The 22927-nt window shown below is 64.2% G+C and carries 21 protein-coding genes; 6 read left to right on the top strand and 15 right to left on the bottom strand.

Going from position 1 to position 22927, the window contains the following annotated elements:
• Window positions 1-65 precede the first annotated feature (65 nt).
• Window positions 66-1289, top strand: a complete 1224-nt coding sequence (locus MGMSRV2_RS20800) for a YihY family inner membrane protein (RefSeq protein WP_024082362.1) — start codon at window positions 66-68, stop codon at window positions 1287-1289.
• Window positions 1290-1295: 6 nt separating this feature from the next.
• On the opposite strand, the gene MGMSRV2_RS20795 is transcribed toward MGMSRV2_RS20800, so the two are convergent.
• Entirely contained in the window at window positions 1296-1742 is a 447-nt protein-coding gene (locus MGMSRV2_RS20795) for an RrF2 family transcriptional regulator (RefSeq protein WP_024082361.1), read from the bottom strand.
• A gap of 43 nt (window positions 1743-1785) precedes the next feature.
• The gene (locus tag MGMSRV2_RS20790; RefSeq protein ID WP_024082360.1) at window positions 1786-2760 is read right to left on the bottom strand and encodes a glycosyltransferase family 2 protein; all 975 of its coding nucleotides are present in this window, start codon (window positions 2758-2760) and stop codon (window positions 1786-1788) included.
• A 22-nt stretch (window positions 2761-2782) separates the two neighbouring features.
• Here MGMSRV2_RS20790 and MGMSRV2_RS20785 point away from each other — a divergent pair, with 22 nt between their 5' ends.
• The gene (locus MGMSRV2_RS20785) at window positions 2783-3667 is read left to right on the top strand and encodes a ChbG/HpnK family deacetylase (protein WP_024082359.1); all 885 of its coding nucleotides are present in this window, start codon (window positions 2783-2785) and stop codon (window positions 3665-3667) included.
• The gene (locus MGMSRV2_RS20780; protein ID WP_024082358.1) at window positions 3664-4824 is read left to right on the top strand and encodes an MFS transporter; all 1161 of its coding nucleotides are present in this window, start codon (window positions 3664-3666) and stop codon (window positions 4822-4824) included. The genes MGMSRV2_RS20785 and MGMSRV2_RS20780 overlap by 4 nt, the downstream gene beginning before the upstream one ends.
• On the opposite strand, the gene chrA is transcribed toward MGMSRV2_RS20780, so the two are convergent.
• Both chrA and MGMSRV2_RS20770 read right to left on the bottom strand, forming a co-directional pair.
• Window positions 4821-6053: a chromate efflux transporter gene (gene chrA / locus MGMSRV2_RS20775; protein WP_024082357.1), complete on the bottom strand. Its 1233-nt coding sequence runs from the start codon at window positions 6051-6053 to the stop codon at window positions 4821-4823. The genes MGMSRV2_RS20780 and chrA overlap by 4 nt on opposite strands.
• A gap of 41 nt (window positions 6054-6094) precedes the next feature.
• On the bottom strand, window positions 6095-7480 hold the full coding sequence (locus tag MGMSRV2_RS20770) for an aminotransferase-like domain-containing protein (RefSeq protein ID WP_024082356.1): 1386 nt from the start codon (window positions 7478-7480) through the stop codon (window positions 6095-6097).
• Between the two features lie 155 nt (window positions 7481-7635).
• On the opposite strand from MGMSRV2_RS20770, the gene MGMSRV2_RS22105 reads away from it, so the two are divergent.
• Together MGMSRV2_RS22105 and MGMSRV2_RS20760 are read left to right on the top strand one after the other, a co-directional pair.
• On the top strand, window positions 7636-7764 hold the full coding sequence (locus MGMSRV2_RS22105; protein WP_234016286.1) for a DUF1127 domain-containing protein: 129 nt from the start codon (window positions 7636-7638) through the stop codon (window positions 7762-7764).
• Between the two features lie 127 nt (window positions 7765-7891).
• Entirely contained in the window at window positions 7892-8317 is a 426-nt protein-coding gene (locus MGMSRV2_RS20760; protein ID WP_024082354.1) for a bacteriohemerythrin, read from the top strand.
• Here the strand turns inward: MGMSRV2_RS20760 and MGMSRV2_RS20755 are convergent.
• The 7 genes from MGMSRV2_RS20755 to MGMSRV2_RS20725 form a co-directional block, all read right to left on the bottom strand.
• Complete coding sequence (locus MGMSRV2_RS20755; RefSeq protein ID WP_024082353.1) at window positions 8314-8811, bottom strand: response regulator; 498 nt, start codon at window positions 8809-8811, stop codon at window positions 8314-8316. The two genes, MGMSRV2_RS20760 and MGMSRV2_RS20755, sit on opposite strands and share 4 nt — an antisense overlap.
• Before the next feature lie 12 nt (window positions 8812-8823).
• Complete coding sequence (locus MGMSRV2_RS20750) at window positions 8824-9552, bottom strand: energy transducer TonB (protein ID WP_024082352.1); 729 nt, start codon at window positions 9550-9552, stop codon at window positions 8824-8826.
• 42 nt (window positions 9553-9594) lie between these two features.
• Entirely contained in the window at window positions 9595-9921 is a 327-nt protein-coding gene (locus tag MGMSRV2_RS20745) for a HigA family addiction module antitoxin (protein WP_024082351.1), read from the bottom strand.
• Window positions 9922-9933: 12 nt separating this feature from the next.
• Complete coding sequence (locus MGMSRV2_RS20740; RefSeq protein ID WP_024082350.1) at window positions 9934-10209, bottom strand: type II toxin-antitoxin system RelE/ParE family toxin; 276 nt, start codon at window positions 10207-10209, stop codon at window positions 9934-9936.
• 164 nt (window positions 10210-10373) lie between these two features.
• The gene (gene ppdK / locus MGMSRV2_RS20735) at window positions 10374-13058 is read right to left on the bottom strand and encodes a pyruvate, phosphate dikinase (protein WP_024082349.1); all 2685 of its coding nucleotides are present in this window, start codon (window positions 13056-13058) and stop codon (window positions 10374-10376) included.
• 84 nt (window positions 13059-13142) lie between these two features.
• Window positions 13143-15215 carry a glycine--tRNA ligase subunit beta gene (glyS, locus tag MGMSRV2_RS20730; protein WP_024082348.1) on the bottom strand — a complete coding sequence of 691 codons (2073 nt, stop codon included), beginning with the start codon at window positions 15213-15215 and terminating at the stop codon, window positions 13143-13145.
• A gap of 3 nt (window positions 15216-15218) precedes the next feature.
• Window positions 15219-16100 carry a glycine--tRNA ligase subunit alpha gene (locus MGMSRV2_RS20725; RefSeq protein ID WP_024082347.1) on the bottom strand — a complete coding sequence of 294 codons (882 nt, stop codon included), beginning with the start codon at window positions 16098-16100 and terminating at the stop codon, window positions 15219-15221.
• A 139-nt stretch (window positions 16101-16239) separates the two neighbouring features.
• Between MGMSRV2_RS20725 and MGMSRV2_RS20720 the strand changes: the two genes are divergently transcribed.
• Entirely contained in the window at window positions 16240-17514 is a 1275-nt protein-coding gene (locus tag MGMSRV2_RS20720; protein WP_024082346.1) for a DUF4910 domain-containing protein, read from the top strand.
• Here MGMSRV2_RS20720 and MGMSRV2_RS20715 read toward each other — a convergent pair.
• The 4 genes from MGMSRV2_RS20715 to MGMSRV2_RS20700 form a co-directional block, all read right to left on the bottom strand.
• A complete protein-coding gene (locus MGMSRV2_RS20715) occupies window positions 17504-18637 on the bottom strand; it encodes a Gfo/Idh/MocA family protein (RefSeq protein ID WP_024082345.1) in 1134 nt (377 codons plus the stop codon). The genes MGMSRV2_RS20720 and MGMSRV2_RS20715 overlap by 11 nt on opposite strands.
• A gap of 90 nt (window positions 18638-18727) precedes the next feature.
• Window positions 18728-19804, bottom strand: a complete 1077-nt coding sequence (locus tag MGMSRV2_RS20710; RefSeq protein WP_024082344.1) for a glycosyltransferase family 2 protein — start codon at window positions 19802-19804, stop codon at window positions 18728-18730.
• A gap of 195 nt (window positions 19805-19999) precedes the next feature.
• Complete coding sequence (locus MGMSRV2_RS20705) at window positions 20000-21301, bottom strand: radical SAM protein (protein ID WP_024082343.1); 1302 nt, start codon at window positions 21299-21301, stop codon at window positions 20000-20002.
• Window positions 21302-21373: 72 nt separating this feature from the next.
• Window positions 21374-22921: a class I adenylate-forming enzyme family protein gene (locus MGMSRV2_RS20700; protein WP_024082342.1), complete on the bottom strand. Its 1548-nt coding sequence runs from the start codon at window positions 22919-22921 to the stop codon at window positions 21374-21376.
• Window positions 22922-22927: the final 6 nt, after the last annotated feature.

Here is a 22927-nt window from a genome sequence, read left to right as displayed (position 1 = left end):
GGCCTGCGAAGGCGGCGGGCATCCTACACGAAGTAAGGTCATCGGCAAAAGGGGGAAGCGGGAGAATGGAAGCCCAGGCCACGGCATGGCAGGTGTGGGAATTTCTGCGTTTCGCCGTCCGGCGCGGACGCGACGACGGCGTTTCACGCATGGCCGGGTCGTTGGCCTTCACCTCGCTGTTGTCGTTGGTGCCCCTGTTCGCCATCGCTTTGGCCATGTTGGCCGCCTTTCCCGCCTTCGATTCGGTGCGCCAGGATCTGGTGAGCTGGTCGTTCCGCACTTTCGCGCCGACCATCGGCGACGTGGTGCAGTTGCAGATCAACCGCTTCATCGACAATGCCGGGCGGCTGTCGGCGGTGGGCATCCTGTCGCTGGTGGTCACCGCCATCATGCTGCTGGTGACCATCGAAGGCACCATGAACGCCATCTTCCGCGTCGCCAAGGCGCGCTCGCCCCTGTCCAAGCTGCTGGTCTATTGGACCGCCCTGACCCTGGGGCCGCTGCTGATGGGCGCGGCCCTGTCGCTGCAAGGCTATGTCACCGCCTGGTCGCGCTGGTCGGTGAGCAAGGCGCTGACCCCGGTGCTGGCCCTGCCCTTGCCCACCATCCTGACCGCCTTGGCCTTCGCCGTCATGTTCGCCGCCGTGCCCAACCGCCGGGTGGCGGTGCGCGACGCCCTGTGGGGGGCATTGGCCGCCGCCTTGCTGTTCGCCGCACTTCGCTGGGGCTTCGGCCTCTACATCACCTCGTCGCGCACCTATGCCAGCCTGTACGGGGCGGTGGCGGTGCTGCCGGTCTTCCTGCTGTGGACCTATCTGTCCTGGCTGGCCATCCTGATCGGGGCCGAGATCACCGCCGCCCTGCCCGAATGGCGCAGCGGCCAGCATCTCGGCAGCGGGCCGTCGCGCCCCGGACGACGCCTGGCCCTGGCCCTGGAAATTCTGGATGTTCTTTATGCCCGCGCCCGTCAGGGCAGCGGCGGCGCCAGCCGGCGCGAGTTGCTGGCGCGGACCTCGGCCAACGAACGGGAAATGATACGGCTGTTGGTGCAATTACACGCCGCCGGCTTCACCGCGCCGACCATCCGCCGCAAGGTGGTGCTGACCCGCGACCTCGACGTCACCACCCTGGCCGATCTGATCAATGCCCTGGACCTGGATCTCGACCTCGATGCCTCGACCGCCCTGGCGCCGTGGCGCGCCACGGTGGACGGGCTGATCCAACAGGTGCAAAGCCAAAGTCGGGCGATCCTGACGGTCAAGCTGCGCGATATCCTGGCCGGCGGATAGAGGTGATCAGATATCGTACATCAGCACCGGCTCGGCCTTCTTGCTGAAGGCCATGTCGGCCAAGGTGGTGTTGTCCAAGATGGCGGCGATGGCGTCGCGCACCTCGCCCATCACCGCGCGTACCGCGCATCCGGCTTCGTCGCGGCAATCGTCACAGCGGCGATAGGCGGTGCGCGACACGCATTGCACCGGCGCCAACGGGCCATCGAGCACGCGGACGATGTCGCCGACCATGATCTGCTGGGCCGGCTTGGCCAGGGTATAGCCGCCGCCCTTGCCCTTTTTCGACGACAGATAGCCGCGGTTCTTCAGTTCCAGCAGGATCGCATCCAGGAACTTCTTGGGGATGGATTCGGCCTCGGCGATGTCGGCGATTAGCACCGAGCCGTCATCGGCGTGGCGCGCCAGATAGACCATGGCCTTCAGGCCGTATTTGGCTTTGCTGGACAGCATTTCCCCACCTTTCCATAAGCTTTAGGTGGATATGGGCTTTTAGCTATTCCTTGTCAACATCGTCACCACAACCATGGGCCTCGCGCACCACGAACAACGGGCGGTTCTTCACCTCGGCGAAGACGCGGCCCAGATATTCGCCGATCACCCCCAGACTGATCAATTGCACGCCGGAGAAGAAGGTGATGGCAACGATCAGCGACGGATAGCCGGGTACGTCGATGCCTAAAATCAGTGTCTTGACGATGAACAACAGGCCGTACAACAAGGCGAAGCTGGCCACCAGCATACCCATGAAGGTCCACACCTTGAGCGGCAGCGAGGTGAACGAGGTAATCCCGTCGACGGCCAGCCGCCACAGCCGGAACAGGTTGAACTTGGTTTCGCCATGGGCGCGCTCGGCCACGTCGAAGGGGATGATGGTCTGACGGAAGCCAACCCAGGCATAAAGCCCCTTCATGAAACGGGCATGTTCCGGCATGGCGTTCAGCACCTTGACCACCTTGCGGTCGAGCAGGCGGAAATCGCCGGCCCCCGGCGGCAGCCGCACTTCCGACACCCGCCCGAACACCTCGTAGAAGACCTTGGCCGCCAGCCGTTTGACCGCACTTTCGTCGTCGCGGTCGCGGCGCACGGCGATGACCATTTCAAAGCCCTGGCGCCATTCCCGCATCATGTCCTTGATGACTTCCGGCGGATGCTGCAAATCGGCGTCGATCATCACCACCGCCTGACCGCTGGTGTGGCGCAGCCCGGCGGTCAGGGCCAGTTCCTTGCCGAAGTTGCGCGACAGTTCCACCACCTTTATCCTAGGGTCGCGGCGGCGATGCTCCAGCGCCCGGGCGACGGTGTCGTCGCGGCTGCCGTCATCGACACAGACGATTTCGTAACTTTCGCCCAGATCGGCCATCACCTGGGCCAACCGGTCGAACAATCTGTCCAGGTTACCCGCCTCGTTGAACATGGGCACCACCAGGGACAGAACCGGGGCAACGGGCTTTTCGGCGCTTTCGGTCATGGCACACCACGAAGGATCAAGGATGGGCGGTACTGTGGACAAAAGCGGTCAGGCGGTCAATCTCGGCCACCGCATCACCTTGTGCGCCGATGATTACGGTCTGGCCCCGGGGGTCAGCGCCGCCATCCGTCACCTGATCGCCCTGGGGCGGTTGCAGGCCACCGGCTGCATGACCAGCAGCCGCCATTGGCCCGAGGCCGCCGCCGCCTTGAAACCGCTGGACGGCATGGCCGAGATCGGCCTGCACATCACCTTGACCGATCAGACGCCCCTGGGGGCCATGCCCGATCTGGCCCCGCATGGTAAATTGCCGGCCTTGGGCACGCTGTTGAAGCGGGCCTTGGCCCGGCGGCTGGACCGAGCGGAAATCGCCGCAGAGATCACCCGCCAGCTCGATGCCTTTGAAGCACATTTCGGTCGCGCCCCCGATTTCCTCGACGGTCACCACCACGTGCATCAATTGCCGATCATCGCCGATGTGGTGGTCGACCTGTGGCGCCGGCGCCTGGGCGGCAAGGGGTGGGTGCGGTCCTGCGCCGAGGCGCCCCTGTCGATCCTGGCCCGTGGGGTGTCGCCGGTGCGCGCCCTGGTCATTTCCGAACTGGGCCGCGGCTTCCGCCGCCGGCTGGAACGGATGGGCATTCCGCACAACCAGTCGTTCCGGGGAGTCTATGACTTTTCCGGGCGTATCGCCTTCGCCCGCCTGTTCAGCCGTTTCACCAGCCATCCCGGCCCGCGTTGCCTGATGATGGTGCATCCCGGTCTGGTGGATGCCGAACTGGTCGCCGCCGACAGCCTGACCCATCAGCGCGAGGTGGAATACCGCTTCCTCGCCTCGGATGAATGCGTGCTGGATCTGGCCGAGCGCCGCATCGCCCTGTCGCCCTTGTTCCCGCCGTCACCATGAACCAGCGCACCGGTACCGCCCTGCGTCTGTCGTTCTATTACGCCGCCCTGTTCACGGCGGTGGGCGCCCACATGCCGTTCTGGCCCCTGTGGCTGAAGGACAAGGGATTGGGGCCGACCGATATCGGTCTGATCATGGCGGCGACCTATCTGACCAAGATCATGGTCAGTCCCAGCGTCGGCCATCTGGTCGACCGCCACGGCGACCGCCGCAAGCCCATGCTGATCCTGGCCGGGGCGGCGACCGCCATCTGGCTGCTGTTCACCCTGACCGACGGCTTTTGGCCGATCCTGGCGGTGACGGTGCTGGCGGTGGGGCTGTGGTCGGGCATCTTCCCCCTGGGCGAAAGCCTGTCCATGATGGAAAGCCAGCGCCAACGCCTGGATTATGGCCGACTGCGCCTGTGGGGGTCGCTCAGCTTCATCGCCAGCGCCATCGCCACCGGGGCGTTGATGACCAGCCAGCCGCCGCCGGTGCTGGTGTGGGTGGTGGCCGCCGCCCTGGCCTTGACCACCTTGTCGTGCTGGTCGCTGCCGGCCTCGACCGCCATCTCGGCCAGAAGCGACCGCCGCACGCCGATCTGGCCGTTGCTGAAACATCCGGCCTTTCTCGCCTTTCTCGCCGTCGCCAGTCTGGGCAGCGCCTCGCACACCGTCTATTACGCCTTCGCCACCATCCATTGGCAGGCGGCGGGCATCGACGGCAATACCATCGGCCTGCTGTGGGCGGAAGGGGTTATCGCCGAGGTGCTGCTGTTCGCCTTCTCCGGCTGGGTGGTGGGTAAATTGGGGCCGGGCAAATTGTTGATCATCGCCACCGCCGCCGGCATCCTTCGCTGGCTGGCCCTGGGCAGCGTCACCGCCGTGCCGGCCCTGGCCATCGCCCAGCTTCTGCATGCCGCCACCTTCGGCTGCGCCCATCTGGGGGCCATGCATTTCATTACCCGCGCCGTTCCGCACAGCCTGTCGGCCCGGGCTCAGGGCATGCTGTCGGCGGTGGCCATGGGGGCGGCACCGGGCTTGATGAGCCCGCTGGCCGGACGCCTGTACGACGGCATGGGCGGCGGCGCCTTCCTGGTCATGTCCGCCTTGTCGGTGGCCGGTTTCGCCCTGGCCCTGCTGCTGGCCAAGCGTTGGGACGGCAAGCCGCTGGTTTAAACCAGACTGGCCACCGCGCCGACAGCGGCGCAAACCCCCAACACCGGCAGCATGCCCAGCTTGAAACGCAGCATGGCGATCATGGCCCCCGCCGCCAAGGCCAGTTGCAGCGGCTGGGCGCTGCCCCACACCGGCCAATTGCCGTCGAAACGGGCGAAGGCCACATGCAGGGCGAACCACAACGCCAGATTGAAGATGACGCCGACCACGGCGGCGGTGATCGCCGACAGCGCCGACGACAGGGCAGCATGACCGCGCAGGCGTTCCACATGGGGGGCGCCGGCGAAGATCCATAGGAAACTGGGGACGAAGGTCACCCACACGGTCAGGCTGGCCGCCAACACCCCGCCCAGCCATGGATTGAGGCCGCCGGGCTGGCGATAGCCGGCGAGGAAACCGACGAACTGGTTGACCAGCACCAGCGGACCGGGCGTGGTTTCCGCCAACCCCAAACCGTCCAGCATTTCGCCGGCACTGACCCAACCGTGATGTTCCACCGCCTGCTGCGCCACGTAAGACAGCGCCGCATAGGCGCCGCCGAAGGTCACTACCGCCAGCTTGGCGAAAAACAGCCCGATGGTGGCGAAGGCGCCCTGACCATAGGCCCAGGCCAGCGCCACCGGGGCCAGCCACAGCAGCAGCCACAACAAGGCCGTGCCCAGGGTGTTGCCAGCCTTGGGTGCCGGCGGCGGTACCGCGCCGCCCTGCCCGCGCAGCCAGCCGGCCAGCCCGGCGGCCAGCACGATCAGCGGAAAGGGTACGCCAAATGCGAAGATAGCCAGGAACGAAACCAAGGCCAACCCGCGCGCCCAAGTGTCCAAAAGCGCCCGTTTGCCGATACGCAAACCCGCCTGCACCACCACCGCCAGCACCGCTGGCTTCAGGCCCAGGAACAGGCCCTGGACCACCTGCACATGGGTGAAGCCGGCATAAAGCGACGCCAAGGCCAGCATGACCAGGAAGCCGGGCAGCACGAACAGAATGCCCGCCGCCAGCCCACCCCGGGTGCCGTGCAGCAGCCAGCCGGAATAGGTGGCCAATTGCTGCGCTTCCGGCCCCGGCAACAACATGCAGAAATTAAGGGCATGAAGAAAACGCGGCTCGTCCAGCCAGCGTTTTTCATCCACCAGAATGCGATGCATGGTGGCGATCTGACCGGCGGGACCGCCGAACGACAACAGGCCGATGCGCAGAAAGGTGCGCAGGGTTTCCGCGTAGCTTGGATTCATCCGCCCAAGGTGGCATCAGCCCCTGACGAAGGCCAGTGACATTATACCGTCATCGCCAAGGGGGCACTGCCGCAGGCCAACAATTCCGCCAGGATGCGCAAGGCCTGGGCCAGGGTCTCCAGGTCTGGCGGCGCGGTGACCGAGGCCCGCACGCCATCCATGTGCGGGCGCCCGATGGCGAAGGAATCGGTGGGCGGCAGGCTGACCGCCCGTCGCGCCGCCTCGGCGACGAAGGCCGACGATGTCCACGGCAGGGTCATGGGCAGCCAGACATTGAAAGCTGGACGCGGATTATCGATCCCCAGGATTTGGCCGGCCAAAGCGATGCGGGCCAGGGCATCGCGGCGCTGACGCTCCGCCGCCTCCTGGGCGGTGCCGTCGTCGATCAGCATGCAGGCGGCTTCCAACAGCGGCACCGGCAAGGCCAGGGACAAGGCGCCGATGGCGGCGTCGAAGCGCGGCTTGACCGCCAGCGGCAAGGCCGAGAACGAACAGCGCAAGCCCGGCGTCACGCTTTTCGACAAGGTGGTCAGATAAAGGGTGCGTTCCGGCGCATGGACCAGAATGGGCTGGGGGGCAAGGGGATCGAGAAAACGATGCACCCCGTCTTCCAGGATGAAGGCGTCGTGGCGCCGTGCCGCCTCGGCGATGGCCCGGCGGCGGTCTTCCGACAAGGTGGCGGTGGTCGGGTTCTGCACCGTGGCGGTGGTGTACAGCAGGCGGGCACCACGGGCGAAGCCGCGCTCGACTTCGTCGGGGATCAGGCCGCCATCATCCATCATCACCCCGGCCAGGGAGCGGCCCAGCATGGACACCGCCGATTTGAAACCGGGATAGGTGTATTCCTCGGCCAGGATGGTGTCGCCGGGACGGGTCAGGGTGGCGATGGCGGCGACCAGGGCCTGCTGACTGCCGGCGGTAACCGACACCTGCTCGACCGGCACCTCGGCCCCTTCCAGTTTCAGCCATTTCTGTCCGGCGGTACGGTGACGCTGGGCCACCACTTCGAGATTGTAGGACAGCAATTGCGGCAAATCGGGCCGTCGTGCCAATTGCGCCAGCACCGGCCCCACCGCCCAGGCGCCCTGATCGCCCGACGGGCGGTTGACCGCCATGTTGATGATGCCGGGATGGGGCGCCCAGGCCACCGCCAGATATTGCCCCAGGCCGCTATCCTGACGTTCGGGATCGGTGACGAAGGTGCCGCGCCCCACTTCCCCCGACAACAGACCCAGACGCTCGGCCTCGGTATAGGCGCGGGCGACGGTGCCCACCGTCACCTTCAGCCGCCAGGCCAGATCACGATGGGTGGGCATGCGGGTGCCGGGCAACAGCCGGCGGGCATCCACGTCGGCGGCGATGGCATCGACGATGGCACGGTATTTGGGGCCGGCATGAACCGACAGATCAGGGAGCCAATTTGACATGGTGGCAATAATGCAATTGACTCCACACCCCCGTCAATCATTGATTCAATGTCACATGACACGGAGTCAATATCATGGCTTTTCTAAATTGGATGGGTTCAATAATCCCCATAGCATCGGCTGGATACACGCTTGCCGACCGGATTGACCTTATCATGACCTGGATTGAACGGACGCAGCAGCGCCGTGCCCTGGCTCGGCTGGACGACCGGCTGCTGGCCGATATCGGCCTGTGCCGGACCCAGGCCGAGCGGGAAAGCAGCAAGCCGGGATGGGAGGAATGAACGCCGGAGGTAGAATCACCAACAACCAAAGACATACCCGAGAAACGCATATTTTCCTTTGCCGTTGTCGCCAGGACTCTTTTACACTGTCTTTTATTCGCACCCGCAGCAGTGGGGAGAAATTCCAGTGTCCGCCGTATACCGCGACAGCCTATTGCGGCCGGTTCCGTGGTTGGCGTCTTTCGCCATCGACGACGCCGACATCGATTCCGAGCATCGTTCCATGATCGATTTGTGCAACGAGTTGTGCTGCCTGACCGCCTTCGACAGTGCCTCGGCCCGCCGGCGCCTGCTGGATGAGGACGTGGTGGCGATGATGACCCACCACTTCAACACCGAGGAACGGGTGTTCGACGAGATCGGCTACCCCGAAACCCATGGCCACAGGCAGGAGCACAACCACCTGCGCTGGCTGATCACACCGCTTTATGTCTCAGCCCACGATAACGGCTTCGCCCAGTCGCTGCTGAAGGTGCGTACGGGTTTGGTGGAACACATCATCCGCCATGATCTGGGGTTCAAAAGCCATCTGCTGAACCGCAACGGCCGCTAGGTTTTTTCTTTTTCTTTTTCTTTTTCTTTTTCTTCCCCCGCCGCCTGCGGCGCGCCCATGCCGCCCCAGTCGGTTTTATGGTGCTTGGCGACGATGTCGCACATATAGGTGGCGAAGCCCTTGGGATTGAACGGCTTCAACAGATAGCCCTGGACCCCCAGCGCCTTGGCCTTCTCCATGGCGGCGCTGTCCTTGGTGGCGGTAAACATCACCACCGGCAGTGCCGAAACCTTGGGCTCGAGCGCCCCCCTGACGCCACCCAGAAACGACAGACCATCCACCGGCGCCATGTCGATGTCACAGACGGCGATGGTCGGCTTCATTTCCCAGGCCAGTCGCAAACCATCGCCGCCATGGCTGGCCTCATAGACCTGGCTTGCCCCCATGGTTTTCAACATGCGCACCAGCAAGGATCGGGTGGTTTCGTCATCCTCGACCACCAGAACGGTGATGCCGTCGGTGCTGAAGCGTTCAAGTTTCGGTGCCGAGCTCATTCCCCTCCCCCTTCAGCGCGCATCCTTGAAACGGAAATCCAACCTTAGATCAAACGGCGCCTTCTGTCTCAGGGCTTCCGGCAACGGCAGCGGCTGCGCCTTGCGAATAGCCGTGTAGATGGCATCGATGATGCGGCGCTGGATGGCGTTGGCCGGCAAGGTCTGATAGCCGTCGAACACCTCGACCGGATTCCAGCGCCGCCTTGAATCATAGATGTCGGAAAAATGGCCGTCAGCCAAAACCTTGACCCGCAGGCTGATATCAGCCTTGTCATAGGCCGACAGCCCCGCCGGCGGTCGCCAGTGCCGCAACACCCGCGACAACACCCAGTCACGTTCGTTCTGATTGACCGGCGCCGGCTTTTTTTGCTTGGGCGCCGGCACGGCGGCCACCGGGTCGGGCTGAGCCGGCTTGGGGCTTTGGCTTTCCGATACCGGCGTCGATTTTTCCGCCAGATCGCCTTCCGCCAGTTGCGGAATGGGCTTGCCCTCGGTCCCCGGCTTGGCCGCCGGGGCGCCGCCATCCTTGGCGGCGGCGGGTGGTGGTGGTGGCGGCACCAGATCGACGGTGACCGCCTGCGGCTCGGGCGCGGTTTCGGGCAGATCGGGCAGCGGAAAGCCCATCCACACCAAGGCCAGCAGCACATGCAGCAGCACCGACAGCACCGGCGCCAGATGGCGCCAGCGCGACGGCTGTGATTGCACGCGGGTCAGGGGCTCAAAGGATGGGGCAGCGATCATGGCGCGGCAAGGTAACGAGTTGCCCCGAGGCTGGGAAGAGTCTTACTCAGCCGCCGGCAGGGCGAATGCCCCAACCTCAAGCGTCGGGTTGCTTTGCACCCGCTGCCGGGCATCGAACAGATCGACGGCATTTTGCAGGTTCAACCAATAGTGCGGCTCGGTCCCCAGCACCAGGGCGAAGCGCACCGCCGTTTCCGGCGTCACCGAGGCGTGGCCATGGATGATATTGCTGACATGCTTGCGGGTCAGACCGGCGGCCTGGGCGAAACGGGTGACACTGATGCCGCGCGGCTCCAGATAATAGGTCGCCAGCAGATAACCGGGCTCGCGCGGGCGGCGATTGCGGACAAGGGGAATCTGGTCGGTCATGACATTGTCCACCTAATGGTAGTCCTCGAAATCCACATCCACCACGCCACCATCGTCGAAACGGAAGGTCAGCACCCAATTGCCGTTCACATGCATGGAATATTGCCCCTGACGGTCGCCGATCAAGCCATGGAAGTCGGCCACCCTGACCAAATCCTTCGGCCCAGTGGCTGCGTCCAACATATCCAGCAGGTCGATGATCTTGTTGTGAAAACGGACGTCGATACGCTTGCTGCGGCCTGTTTCAAAGAGCTCTCTAAGACCCTTATGGCGGATACGAATTATCATTCTCGGAATCTCCAGAACCGTCTCCGGCTATTTGAAGTTCCTCCCAGGGCGGCTGTCTGTGCAACCTTATTGGTTACGTAACCTATATGGTTACGACACGGCAGTCAATGAAAAACCCCGGTCGTTTCCGACCGGGGTTTCCACATCACCACTCAAACGGCAGATCAATGCATGCCGCTGCCCTTGCTGTCGCCCAGGGCGGCTTGCGCCGCGGCCAGACGGGCGATAGGCACGCGGTAGGGCGAGCACGACACGTAATCCAGGCCGACCGATTGGCAGAAGGCGATGGAGCTGGGGTCGCCGCCATGTTCGCCGCAAATGCCCAGCTTCAGGCCGGGACGGGCGGCGCGACCGCGTTCAGAGGCGATCTTGACCAACTCGCCCACGCCTTGCTGATCGAGCTGGGCGAAGGGGTCGTGCTCATAGATGCCCTTGGCCCGGTAGACTTCCAGGAACGGGCCGGAATCGTCGCGGCTCATGCCGAAGGTGGTTTGGGTCAGATCGTTGGTGCCGAACGAGAAGAACTCGGCGCTTTCAGCGATCTGGCCGGCCAGCAGGGCGGCACGGGGCAGCTCGATCATGGTGCCGACCATGTATTTGAGCTGATAGCTGGCCTCGGCGAAGACCTCGCCCGCCACCTTGTCGATGGCCGCCTTCATCAGGTCCAGTTCCTTCTTGGCGCCGACCAGCGGGATCATGATTTCCGGGGTCACCGTGCGCCCGGTCTCGCGCGACACCTGCACCGCCGCCTCGAAAATGGCACGGGCCTGCATCTCGTAGATTTCCGGGTAGGTGATGCCCAGGCGGCAGCCGCGATGGCCGAGCATGGGGTTGCTTTCATGCAAACTGGCATTGCGGGCGGCGACGACGCTGGCCTCGACCCCGGCGGCCTGGGCCACCTCGGCGATTTCGGCATCGGTGTGGGGCAGGAATTCATGCAGCGGCGGGTCGAGCAGGCGGATGGTCACCGGCAGGCCCTGCATGATGTTGAACAGATCGACGAAATCCTGGCGCTGGAACGGCAGCAGCTTGGCCAGGGCAGCGCGCCGGCCCTTTTCCGTCTCGGCCAGGATCATCTCGCGCACCACCAAGATGCGTTCGGGGTCGAAGAACATGTGCTCGGTCCGGCACAGGCCGATGCCTTCGGCGCCGAACTTGCGGGCGGTGGCCGCGTCCACCGGGGTTTCGGCATTGGCGCGCACCTTCAGGGTCCGGATGGTGTCGACCCATTCCATCAAGGTGGCGAAATCGCCGGTCAGTTCCGGCTGAATGGTCGGGACGGCGCCGGCGAACACCTCGCCGGTACCGCCGTCGATGGTGATGATCTCGCCTTCGCGCACCACGCGGCCTGCCACCTTCAGGGTCTTGGCGGCGTAATCGACGCGGATTTCACCGCAACCGGCGACGCAGGGCGTACCCATGCCGCGAGCCACCACCGCCGCGTGGCTGGTCATGCCGCCGCGGGTGGTCAGGATGCCTTCCGACACGTGCATGCCGCCGATGTCTTCCGGGCTGGTCTCGATGCGGACCAGGATGACCTGCTCTTTCTTGTCCTTGACCCAGATTTCGGCGTCTTCGGCCGAGAACACCACCTTGCCCGAGGCGGCGCCGGGGCTGGCCGGCAGGCCACGGGCCAGCAGGTCGCGGGCGGCCTTGGGGTCGAGGGTCGGGTGCAGCAACTGGTCCAAGGCCGCCGGGTCGATACGACCGATGGCTTCCTTGCGGGTGATCAGGCCTTCACGCGCCATATCGACGGCGATCTTCAAGGCGGCATTGGTGGTCCGCTTGCCGGTGCGGGTTTGCAGCATCCACAGGCGCTTTTGCTGCACCGTGAATTCCATGTCCTGCATGTCTTTGTAATGGGCTTCCAGCTTATGACGGATGGCGTTCAGCTCGCGGAACACCTCGGGCATCACCTCTTCCATGCTGGGCAGGTCCGAGTGCTGCAACTCGCGGCCATGCTTGGTCAGCTGCTGCGGGGTGCGGATGCCGGCGACCACGTCCTCGCCCTGGGCGTTGACCAGGAACTCGCCATAGAAATCGTTGTCGCCGTTGCTGGGATCACGGGTGAAACAGACGCCGGTACAGCAATCGTCGCCCATGTTGCCGAACACCATGGCCTGAACGTTGACGGCGGTGCCCCAGATTTCCGGGATGTCGTGCAGACGGCGATAGGTGATGGCGCGCTGGTTCATCCACGAGCCGAACACGGCGCCGACGGCGCCCCACAACTGGTCGTGGACGTCCTGCGGGAAGGGCGTGCCCAATTCGGCCAGTACCTTGTCCTTGTACTTGCCCACCACCTTCTTCCAGTCGTCGGCGGTCAGTTCGGTGTCCAAGGTGATATCGCGATCGCTCTTGGCCTCTTCCAGGATGTCCTCGAAGTGATGGTGCTCGACCCCCAGCACCACGTCGGAATACATCTGGATGAAGCGGCGATAGGAATCGTAGGCGAAACGGGCATCGCCCGAGCGCTTGGCCAGACCCTCGACCGACACGTCGTTGAGACCCAGGTTCAAGATGGTGTCCATCATGCCGGGCATGGAGGCCCGCGCGCCCGAGCGCACCGACACCAACAGCGGGTTGGCGGCATCGCCGAACTTGGCGTCCATGATTTCTTCCACCCGGACCAGGGCTTCGGTCACCTGTTCGGTCAGTTCCGCCGGATAGGCATTGCCGTTGGCGTAGTAATAGGTGCACACCTCGGTCGGGATGGTGAAGCCGGGCGGTACCGGAATGCCCAGATTGGCCATTTCCGCCAGATTGGCGCCTTTGCCCCCCAGCAGGTTCTTCATGTCGGCGCGCCCCTCGGCACGGCCACCACCGAAGCTGTAGACCCATTTGCTCATGGCATTGTCCTTTTCAACGCTTCCGGCCCCCAGGGGGCGATCGCTCGCTTGCGGCAGGGGTATGCCCCCGCCCTTGACCGATTGTTAGCCTTCGACCTTGGAGAAATCGGCGACCTCGCCCATGGCGGCCCCGATTTCTGCCAACAATTTCAGGCGGTTCACACGCAACTCAGCCTGGTCGGCATTGACCGTCACCTTGTCGAAGAAGGCATCCACCGGTCGGCGCAACTGGGCCAGGGCGGCCATGGCATCGGCGAAATCCTCCGCCTTCAACGCATGGGCCAGGGCATCGCGCGCCGGCGCCAAGGCCTGCCCCAGGGCCTGTTCCTCGGGCTCTTTCAAGCGCGAGACGTCGGCGGGGCCGGCAAAGCTGGTGCCGTCCTTCTTTTCCTCAATCTTAACAATATTCGCCGCCCGGCGATATGCGATCAGAAGATTAGAGCCGTCATCCGAAGAGAGGAAGTCGGCCAAGGCATCGACGCGGGCCAGCAGGCGGACCAGATCATCCTCGTCGCCCAGGGCGAAGATGGCGTTGACCAGATCGTGGCGCACGCCCTTTTCCTTCAGATGCACCTTCATGCGGTCGGCGAAAAAGTCCAGCAAATCATTGGCGACCATCCTGGGGTCCGCCGACAACACACCCGGCTTGTAAAGCGAATGGGCGAACTGGAGCACGGCGAACAACGGCAGGCGCAGATTGTTTTCCACCACCAGCCGGATGACGCCCAAGGCGGCCCGGCGCAGCGCGAACGGGTCCTTGGAACCGGTCGGCTTTTCGTCGATGGCGAAGAAACCGACCAGGGAATCGATCTTGTCGGCCAAGGCGGCGCAGATGGTGAGCGGCGCGGTGGGGACCGAATCCGACGGCCCTTGCGGGGCGTAATGGCCGGCGATGGCATCGGCCACCGCCGGAGTCTCGCCGTCGTTCAGGGCGTAATAGCGGCCCATGATCCCCTGCAATTCGGGGAACTCGCCGACCATTTCGGTGGACAGATCGGCCTTGGCCAAGCGGGCGGCGCGCTCGGCCTCGTCGGCATGGGCGGCCTCGACGAAGGCGGTCAGGTGGCGGGCCAGGATGGCCATGCGCTCGACCTTGTCGGCCATGGTGCCGAGCTTGGCATAGAACAGACGCTCGGCCAGCTTGGGCAGGCGCGAGTCCAGCCGCTGCTTGCGGTCGGTGTCCCAGAAGAAGGCGGCATCGGACAATCGCGCCCGCAAGACCCGCTGGTTGCCGGCGGTGATGGCGGCGCCGTTGTCGGTGGTTTCCATGTTGGACACCACCAGGAAGCGGGGCGCCAGCGAACCATCGGCCTTCAACAGCGAAAAATACTTCTGGTGCGAACGCATGGAGGTGATCAGCACCTCTTGCGGCACCGCCATGAACTTGTCGTCGATGACGCCGATCATGACATTGGGATATTCCACCAGCCCGGTGACCTCGGCCAGCAGCCCGTCATCGGCGCGCAAGGCGAAGCCGGCGGCGGCGGCGGCTTCCTCGGCCTGACGCAGGATGGCATGGCGACGTTCCACCGGGTCGAGAACCACCTTGGCGGCAGCCAGCTTGGTGGAATAATCGGCGAAATCGGTAACGGTGAAGTCGGCGGGGGCGAGGAAGCGATGGCCGCGCGACACGTTGCCGGCGGTGATGGGGCCGAAGCTCACCGGCACCACGGCACCCGCGAACAGGCACAAGATGGATTGCAGCGGGCGCACCCAGCGCACCGTCTCGGCCCCCCAACGCTGCGACTTGGGCCAGGGGAAATCGGCCATGGCGGCCTCGATGACCTCCTTGGCGGCGTCCACCGTCGGGCGGCCCTTTTTGTTGATGATGGCGAAATAGAATTCGCCCTTGCCGGTATCGCGCTTTTCCAACTGCTCCAGCGCCATGCCGGTGGACGACAGGAAGCCGGCCATGGCCTGTTCGGGGGCGCCGACGCGAGGGCCACGCTTTTCTTCCGACACGTCGGGGCCGGCTGTGGGCAAGCCTTCGATCACCAGCACCAGACGGCGCGGCGTGACATAAGAGCGGGCGCCATCGAAGGTCAGGCCATTCTTGCCCAGGCCTTCGCTGACCATGCGCAGCAAATCCTCGGCGGCGCGGGCCTGCATGCGGGCGGGAATCTCTTCCGAGAAGATTTCAAGCAGCAACTCGGCCATGGATCACGCCCCCTTTTTGGCACTGCTGGCCAGCCAGCCTTCGCAGCACGCCTTGGCCAGGGCGCGCACGCGCCCGATATAGCTTTGCCGTTCGGTCACCGAAATGACGCCGCGCGCATCAAGCAGATTGAAACGGTGCGACGCCTTGATGCACTGGTCATAAGCCGGCAAGGCCAGACCGGCTGCCAGCAGGTTCTGACATTCCTTTTCGGCGTCGACGAAATGCCGGTACAGCATCTCGGTGTCGGCATGCTCGAAATTATGGGCGGAATATTCCTGCTCGGCTTGCAGGAAGACGTCACCATACTTGACGCCCTCGCCGTTGAAATCCAGGTCATAGACGTTTTCCACGCCCTGGATATACATGGCCAGACGTTCCAGGCCATAGGTCAGCTCGACCGCGACGGGGTCGCATTCGATGCCGCCGACCTGCTGGAAATAGGTGAACTGGGTCACCTCCATGCCGTCGCACCACACTTCCCAGCCCAGGCCCCAGGCGCCCAGGGTCGGGCTTTCCCAATCGTCCTCGACGAAGCGGATGTCGTGGGCCATGGGATCGACGCCCAGGCGGCGCAGGCTTTCCAGATACAATTCCTGCGAATTGGCCGGGCTCGGCTTCAGCAGCACCTGGAACTGGTAATAATGTTGCAGGCGGTTGGGATTTTCGCCATAGCGGCCATCCTTGGGCCGGCGCGACGGCTGCACATAGGCGCATTTCCACGGGTCCGGCCCCAGGGCGCGCAAGGTGGTGGCCGGGTGGAAGGTGCCCGCCCCCACTTCCATGTCATAGGGTTGCAGGATGACACAGCCCTGTTCCGCCCAGAAATTCTGCAAGGTCAGGATCAATTGCTGGAAGCTGGGCTTCTTGGCGCCGGTATGGCCCATGGATTTCCGCCGTCTTTTGAGTGTGTGAAAGAGATCGGATGGCAAACCTAACCAGCGCGTCAGCCCCGGTCAAGGCTCGGCCTTGCCAGAAACCGGGGCATGGGCCAAGCTGACGCCGTCACCACCGCCGGAACCGACCATGGACCCTATGTATGATTGGGCGCGCGACCTGTTTCCGCTGTGCCGCTCCCTGACCGGTGACGGCGTGCGCCGGACGCTGTCCTATCTGGCCGATCTGCTGCCCGGCTTGGAGATTCACGAGGTTCCCAGCGGCACCCAGGCCTTCGACTGGACCGTGCCCGACGAGTGGAACATCACCGACGCCTATATCCTTGGTCCCGACGGCACCAAGGTGGTCGACTTCGCCGACAGCACTCTGCACGTGGTCGGCTATTCCGAGCCGGTGGACATGGTTCTTGGCCTCGACGAATTACAGGACCACCTTTATTCCCTGCCCGAGACCCCCGACTGGATCCCCTATGTCACCTCGTATTATCGCCGCCATTGGGGCTTCTGCCTGAGCGAGAACCGGCGTCGGCAGTTGCAACCGGGCGAGTATCGGGTGGTGATCCGCTCGACCCTGGCCCCCGGCGCGCTCAGCTATGGTGAACTGATCCTACCCGGCGAGACGGCGGACGAGATTTTGCTGTCCACCTATGTCTGTCACCCGTCCATGGCCAACAACGAATTGTCGGGCCCGGTAGTGACCACGGCGCTGGCCCGCTGGCTGATGACCCAGCCCAAGCGCCGCTTCACCTATCGCATCGTCTTCGTCCCCGAAACCTTGGGCGCCATCGTCTATCTGTCGCGCCACCTCGAGGCCATGAAGGCCAAGACCCGCGCCGGCTTCGTCCTGACCTGCCTGGGCGACGACCGCGCCTATTCCTTCCTGCCGTCGCGCCTGGGCGGCACCTTGGCCGACCGCGCCGCCTTGCACGTGCTGGCGCGCCACGCTCCTGACTTCACGGCCTACAGCTTCCTCACCCGCGGCAGCGACGAACGCCAGTATTGCAGCCCCGGAATTGATCTGCCGGTGGTGTCGGTGATGCGGTCGAAATACGCCACCTACCCGGAATACCATACCTCGGCCGACGATCTGGACCTGATCAGCCAAGCCGGGCTGGAAGGCGGCTTCACCCTGCTGCAACGCTGCCTACAGGTGCTGGAGGCCAACCGGGTGTGGCGAGGCATCACCTTGTGCGAGCCGCAATTGGGCAAGCGCGGGCTCTATCCGACCGTCAGCACCGCGCAGAGCTATTTGCAGGCGCAGACCATGGTGGACGTGCTGGCCTATGCCGATGGCCAGCGCGACCTGATCGGACTGGCCGAAATCATCGGCGCCGATGCGCTGGACTGCGCCGCCATCCTGGACCGTCTCGCCGCCGCCGGACTGGTGGAGGAAATTACCACTTAACCACCTTTTCCCACTGGCCCGAGCGGTGCGAACGCGCCACCGCCTCGAACAGGGCCAGCCCGTTCTCGGCATCGTCGATACCGAACACATAAGGGTTGCGCGGCGCCTCGGGGCCAGCGCGCAGATCGTCGACGATGTCGTAATAATAATTGGCGAAGGCCTCGATATAACCGGCGGGATGACCCGGCTTCATGCGGTTATAACGGAACAGGTTGGACACCAGCCCGTTGGCGGCGCGATCGATGATCATGCGCTCGCCGGTCTTGAAGGCGACGTGGATGGTTTCCGGCTCCATCTGGTACCACTCGGCGCTGCCCTTGTCGCCATAGACGCGGATGCGCAGGCCGTTCTTGTGGCCGATGGCGGCCTTGGAGAACCAGAAATGCGCCGCCATGCCGCTGGGATAACGGCCCAGCGCCTGCACCGAGCTGACCACCGGATAGCCGTCGGTATAGGCGAACTGCCCCATCACCTCGCCGGCTTCCTCGCCGGTGAGGAAGCTGATCATCGAGTGCATATGGATGCCCAGATCCAGGCAGATCATCGGCACCACGCCATCGGTCAACCGCCACGACTGGATACCCTTGTTGAGGCCAGCGATATCCGGCGGACGGGCGAAGGCGTCTTGCGGCATCTCCACCATGATCTGATGGATGCGACCGAAATCACCACGCTCCATCCGCGCCTTCAACTCGCGCAGCATGACGTTGCCGGTGTAGTTGAAGGTCACCGCCAGATAATGGCGGGCCGGATCGTAATGCTGGCGGATATGGGCGATACCGGCGAGATCGAGGGCCAGCGGCTTTTCACAGATCACCGGGATGCCGGCATCCAGCAGATCGCACACCTGGGTGACGTGGTCGGGCGACGGTGTCAGCACGCAGACGGCGCCGACGCGGCCGGCCTCGGCATTGATCAGTTGGCGGTAATCGGCATAGGTGCGTTCGGGCGGCACGTGCCATAGGGCGGCGGTGCGGGCGTTGGTTTCCTCATTGCGGGAAAACACCCCGGCCACCAGCTTCATCCGCCCATCCATGCTGGTGGCGGAGAAATGGGTCATGCCCACCGCCGACGACAGACCGCCGCCGATGAAGGCCACCTCCACTACGTCGTTGCCTGCCATGATCCTCGCCTTCCCATTCTGGTGCGGCCTGCCCGATTCTGGGCCAGTCAAGCCTTGCTCTTACTGTACCCGCCAAGACTGAACCTAATCTTAAGCGAACGAGCCGGCGTTGCGGGTGAACGAAGCGCTGTCCACCACCGGACCGTCCCCGACGATGTCCTCGAAGCGGCGCAGGGCCTGGGTGCTGTCGGCCTCGCCTTGGAATGCCTGCATGAAGCGGGTGAAGATGCGGTCCTTCTTCGACTGGACCGGCAGCTCCATGCCGGCGAAATCGCCATGGCCGACGATGTTGTCGAGAATATAGGAATAATATTGCAGCCGCCGCTCGGCATCGGTGGGAAAGTAGACCAAGGCCTTCTCGATCAGCGACACCACCGCCCCGACCAGACCACGGCGATAGCGCGGCAGCAAGCTGGCGACCAGATCGGCGGGGGCCTGAGCGCGGGTGAAGGCCCAGACGTCGCGCAGCGCGGACAACAGCCCGTCGATCTGCTCGTGCCCGAGCGAATTGATGATGGAATCGGGGCGATAGCGCTTGAAATACAGATCCTCGGCCAGGACGAATATGCGGGCGGCGTGCCAATGCACGCGATAGATCACCGGAATATCCTCGTGCAGGCCGGGGGGGAAGGTGATGGCGTGATCGGTGAACAAACTGCGGCGCACCAGCGAGAAGATCACCGAGCCATCCAACTCGCCGGCCAGGAAGTTGGCGACCCGCTGGTCGCGGTCAGCGACCAGGAAATCCATGTCCTTGCGCCGGGCATAGGCGGCATCATCCGCCCCTTGCACCAGGACGTAGGAATAGAACACCGCATCCGCATCCTGGGCGCGGGCGTGGGTGAGCACGGTTTCCAGCGCGTGCGGCACCAGATAATCATCGGCATCGAGAAAGAACAGATACTCGCCTTGCGCCCGCTCCAGCCCGCTGTTGCGGGCCGGACCGGGGCCGCCATTGGCGGCGCGCCCCAGGGCGGTGACATTGCCGTGGGCGGCGGCATGGGCTTGCAGCACCGCCAAGGTGTCGTCGGGCGAGCCATCATCGACACAAATGACCTCGAACCGGTCGGCAGCCAGACTCTGCGCCGCCAGGCTTTGCAGGCCCTTGCCCACATAGCCGGCGGCCTTGTAGACGGGAACGATGACGCTGATGTCGGGACGGCTCATGACGAATCCTCAAAAGTCGATCGTGAAAAAGTCCGCTAGCTTTGCCTCTCTTTGATCCGTCACCCCCGCGCAGGCGGGGGTCCATGCTGGGGCAATGTCACGATCCAGTCGCAAGATATGCTGTGCTGAGGCATGGATTCCCGCCTACGCGGGAATGACGAAAGAAAAACAGGCATTCTTCCGCACCCGGGTAACCTAAAAAATCATGCTGTCGACGATGCGCTGGTCGGCCACGCCCATGGCGTGCAGGGCGCGGCGGATGTCCTGATAGGCGTAGGACGAGCCGATCACCACCGGGTGATCCACCGCCAGCACGGCATCGGGGGCTTTGATCGGGGCATTGTGGAACGTCCCACCTTGCTTGGCCGGATCGGAATCGACGAAGAAGGCGATGGGGCTTTCCTCGAAGAACAGGCTTTCGCGGATCAGCCCGTCGGCATATTCGCCGCTGCCCCACACCACCACCGGCTGACCGCGGAAGCGGTCGTTATTGGCGAGAATGGAGAGATCGGCCAAAGCCGCCGGGTCGCTGGCACGAATAAGGCGGATGGCATGGTTGATGCGCGGGCGCAAATGGTCGTCGAAATGGCACGACGCGGTGCCACCCTGCAACAACCCCTCGTACAAGCGTACGGCGCTTTTCACCTGCTCGGCCCCGATCTCGGCCGATTTATAATCGGCGCTGATCTGGAAGGCGCAGTGCGACAGGCCGTGTTCCTGAATCCGGGCAAGGAATTCCTCGACCTCGGCCACCGTCGAATTGCCGTCGGTGAAGATGTATTTGAGCGCGATATTGGCGGTGCCGGCGAATTCCACATAACGGCGCAGATTGCCCAACACCTTGTACAGCTGATTGACGCCGCGCACCTGACGGAAGGTTTCCACCGTGCCGGCGTCGATGCTGGTGGTGAGGATGGCGCGACCGTCCTTCAGATGATCGGCCAGTTCCTGGCTATAGAGGATGGCATTGGAGAACACCCGATTGTAAAGCGGCTTCAGCCGCCGCGACACGGTGGCGAAAATCTTCTCGAACCCGTCCAGCATCAGCGGCTCGCCGCCGCCCCAGGCCAGCACCACCTCATCGCCGATGGAACCGGCCTCGGCATAGCGGTCGAACAGGGCCATGACGTCGTATTTGGGCAGGACGTTGCCGTAATAGATGTCGCTGCAATAGGAACAGCGCATGTTGCAGCGGGAATGGGCCTCGACCGAGATCAGGTCCAGGCTCAGGCGGTCCAGTTCCGGCCATTCGGCCTCGGACAGATAGGGGCAGCCACTGCATTGGGTCGTCTCGCCGGCATTGATGGCCCGCCACAATTCGCGCTTGGCCGCCAGCACCTTGTCGGGACCGACATCGTCGTCGCTATCGACGCTGAACACCACCGCGTCGCCGCGCATCTCGCCATCCACGTGGAAACGCTTGCAGCAATGACGGAACTGGTCCGGCCCCAGATAGAGGGCGTGGTGGATGTAGCGGCAGCTCAATGTCTTGGTCATGGCGTTCACCCATGTTCATCCCGGCGCTTCTGCCGGTGGCCCCAGTTTAGATGTTTACTTCCGTCGAAACCGTTAACTCAATCCCAGCAAGCCGCGCAGCCGTGCCGACAGATCCTTGCCCTTGAACCGTTCCTGTAAATCGGGCTTGACCGTCTTGCCCAGCGCGTTCTTGGGCAAGGCCGCCACTACCTCGAAATCCAGCGGCTGCTGGTAATCGGCCAGCTTGTCCACACAGGCCCGGCGCAGCGGCCTGAGATCGAAACCCGCTGTCTCCTTCGGCACCACCACCGCCAGCACCGCCTCGCCCAGATAGCTGTCGGGCAAGCCGATGGCGGCGCAATCGGCCAGCAAACCGGTCCCCATCAGCACCCGTTCGATATCGATAGGATATATGTTGATGCCGCCGCTGATCACCAAGTCCTTCTTGCGCCCCGAAAAATACAAAAACCCGTCGGCATCGACCCAGCCCAGGTCGCCGGTGCGGAAATAGCCGTCGCACCAGGCGGCAATGGTGGCGTCGGGACGGTTGTAATAGCCGAGAAAGGCGGTGGGGGTGCGGCAAGCGATCTCGCCGATCTCCCCCACAGGCAGCACCGCGCCGTCATCGCCCAGGATGCGCAGATCGATGCCGGGCAGCGGCAGGCCGACGCTGGCCATCTTGGCGGCGGGATGGTCGGGCGACAGGTTGGAGATCACGCCGACTTCCGACGCCCCGTAGATTTCGTGGAACTGGCAGGCCAGCAAGGCGGCGAGGCGGCGTTTCAGCTCTTCGGCGATCTGCGCCGACGACGACACCAGCACGCGCAGGCTGGCCAGACGCGCCGGCTCGGCCAGGAAATGCGGCAACAAGGCGCTCAGTTGCGACGACACCGGGATGGTGAAGCTGACCCGCCAGCGTTCCACCGCCGCCATCCAGCCCGCCGGGGTGAAGGGCTCCAGCACCACCGCGCTCATGCCGAACATCAACGGCATCAGCACCAGACGTTGGGCCAGGGAATGGTAAAGCGGAGTGGCGGCCAGCACCACGTCGTTGGCCGTCAGGCCATAGCAATCGACGGCGCTTTGGGCGCGGGCGATCTTGGTGGCCTGCGAGAAGATGATCGGCTTGGGCGCCCCGGTCGAGCCCGAGGTCATGGTCAGGATATAGGGCAGGTCGTCCCCGTCGTCGCCTTGCCCCAAGGCATGATCATCGGGTGCCCGGGCCAACAAGTCGTCATAAAGACAGCTTCCGGGCGCGGCACCGTCGACGCTGACGCACTTGCCCGCCGCGACCAGCCCGGCGAACGGCGCCAGAAGCGGCCCGTGGCCGACGACGAATTGACATTCGGTGGCGGTGAAGGCGGTGACCAGCGCCTCGCCGCGTAGACCGGCACTGACCGGGACGATCACCGCGCCGCGCTCGGCGGCGGCCAGCATCAGGGCGGCGAAGGCCCGGCAATTCTTCAGCAGCACCAGCACGCGGCTGCCGCGACCGACACCCAGGCCGGCCAGGCCGGCGGCGAGACGGCGCACCTCCTCGGCCAAATCGGCATAGCTCACCGGCTGGTCGGAAAACACCAGGGCGGTCTTGTCGGGCGTCGCCCGGACATGGGCGAGGAAACGCTGAATGATGGTGGGCATAAGCGC

Origin of the sequence: Magnetospirillum gryphiswaldense MSR-1 v2 (assembly GCF_000513295.1) — a bacterium.
Taxonomy (GTDB): domain Bacteria; phylum Pseudomonadota; class Alphaproteobacteria; order Rhodospirillales; family Magnetospirillaceae; genus Magnetospirillum; species Magnetospirillum gryphiswaldense.
This window is presented reverse-complemented; position numbering and strand designations above follow the sequence as displayed.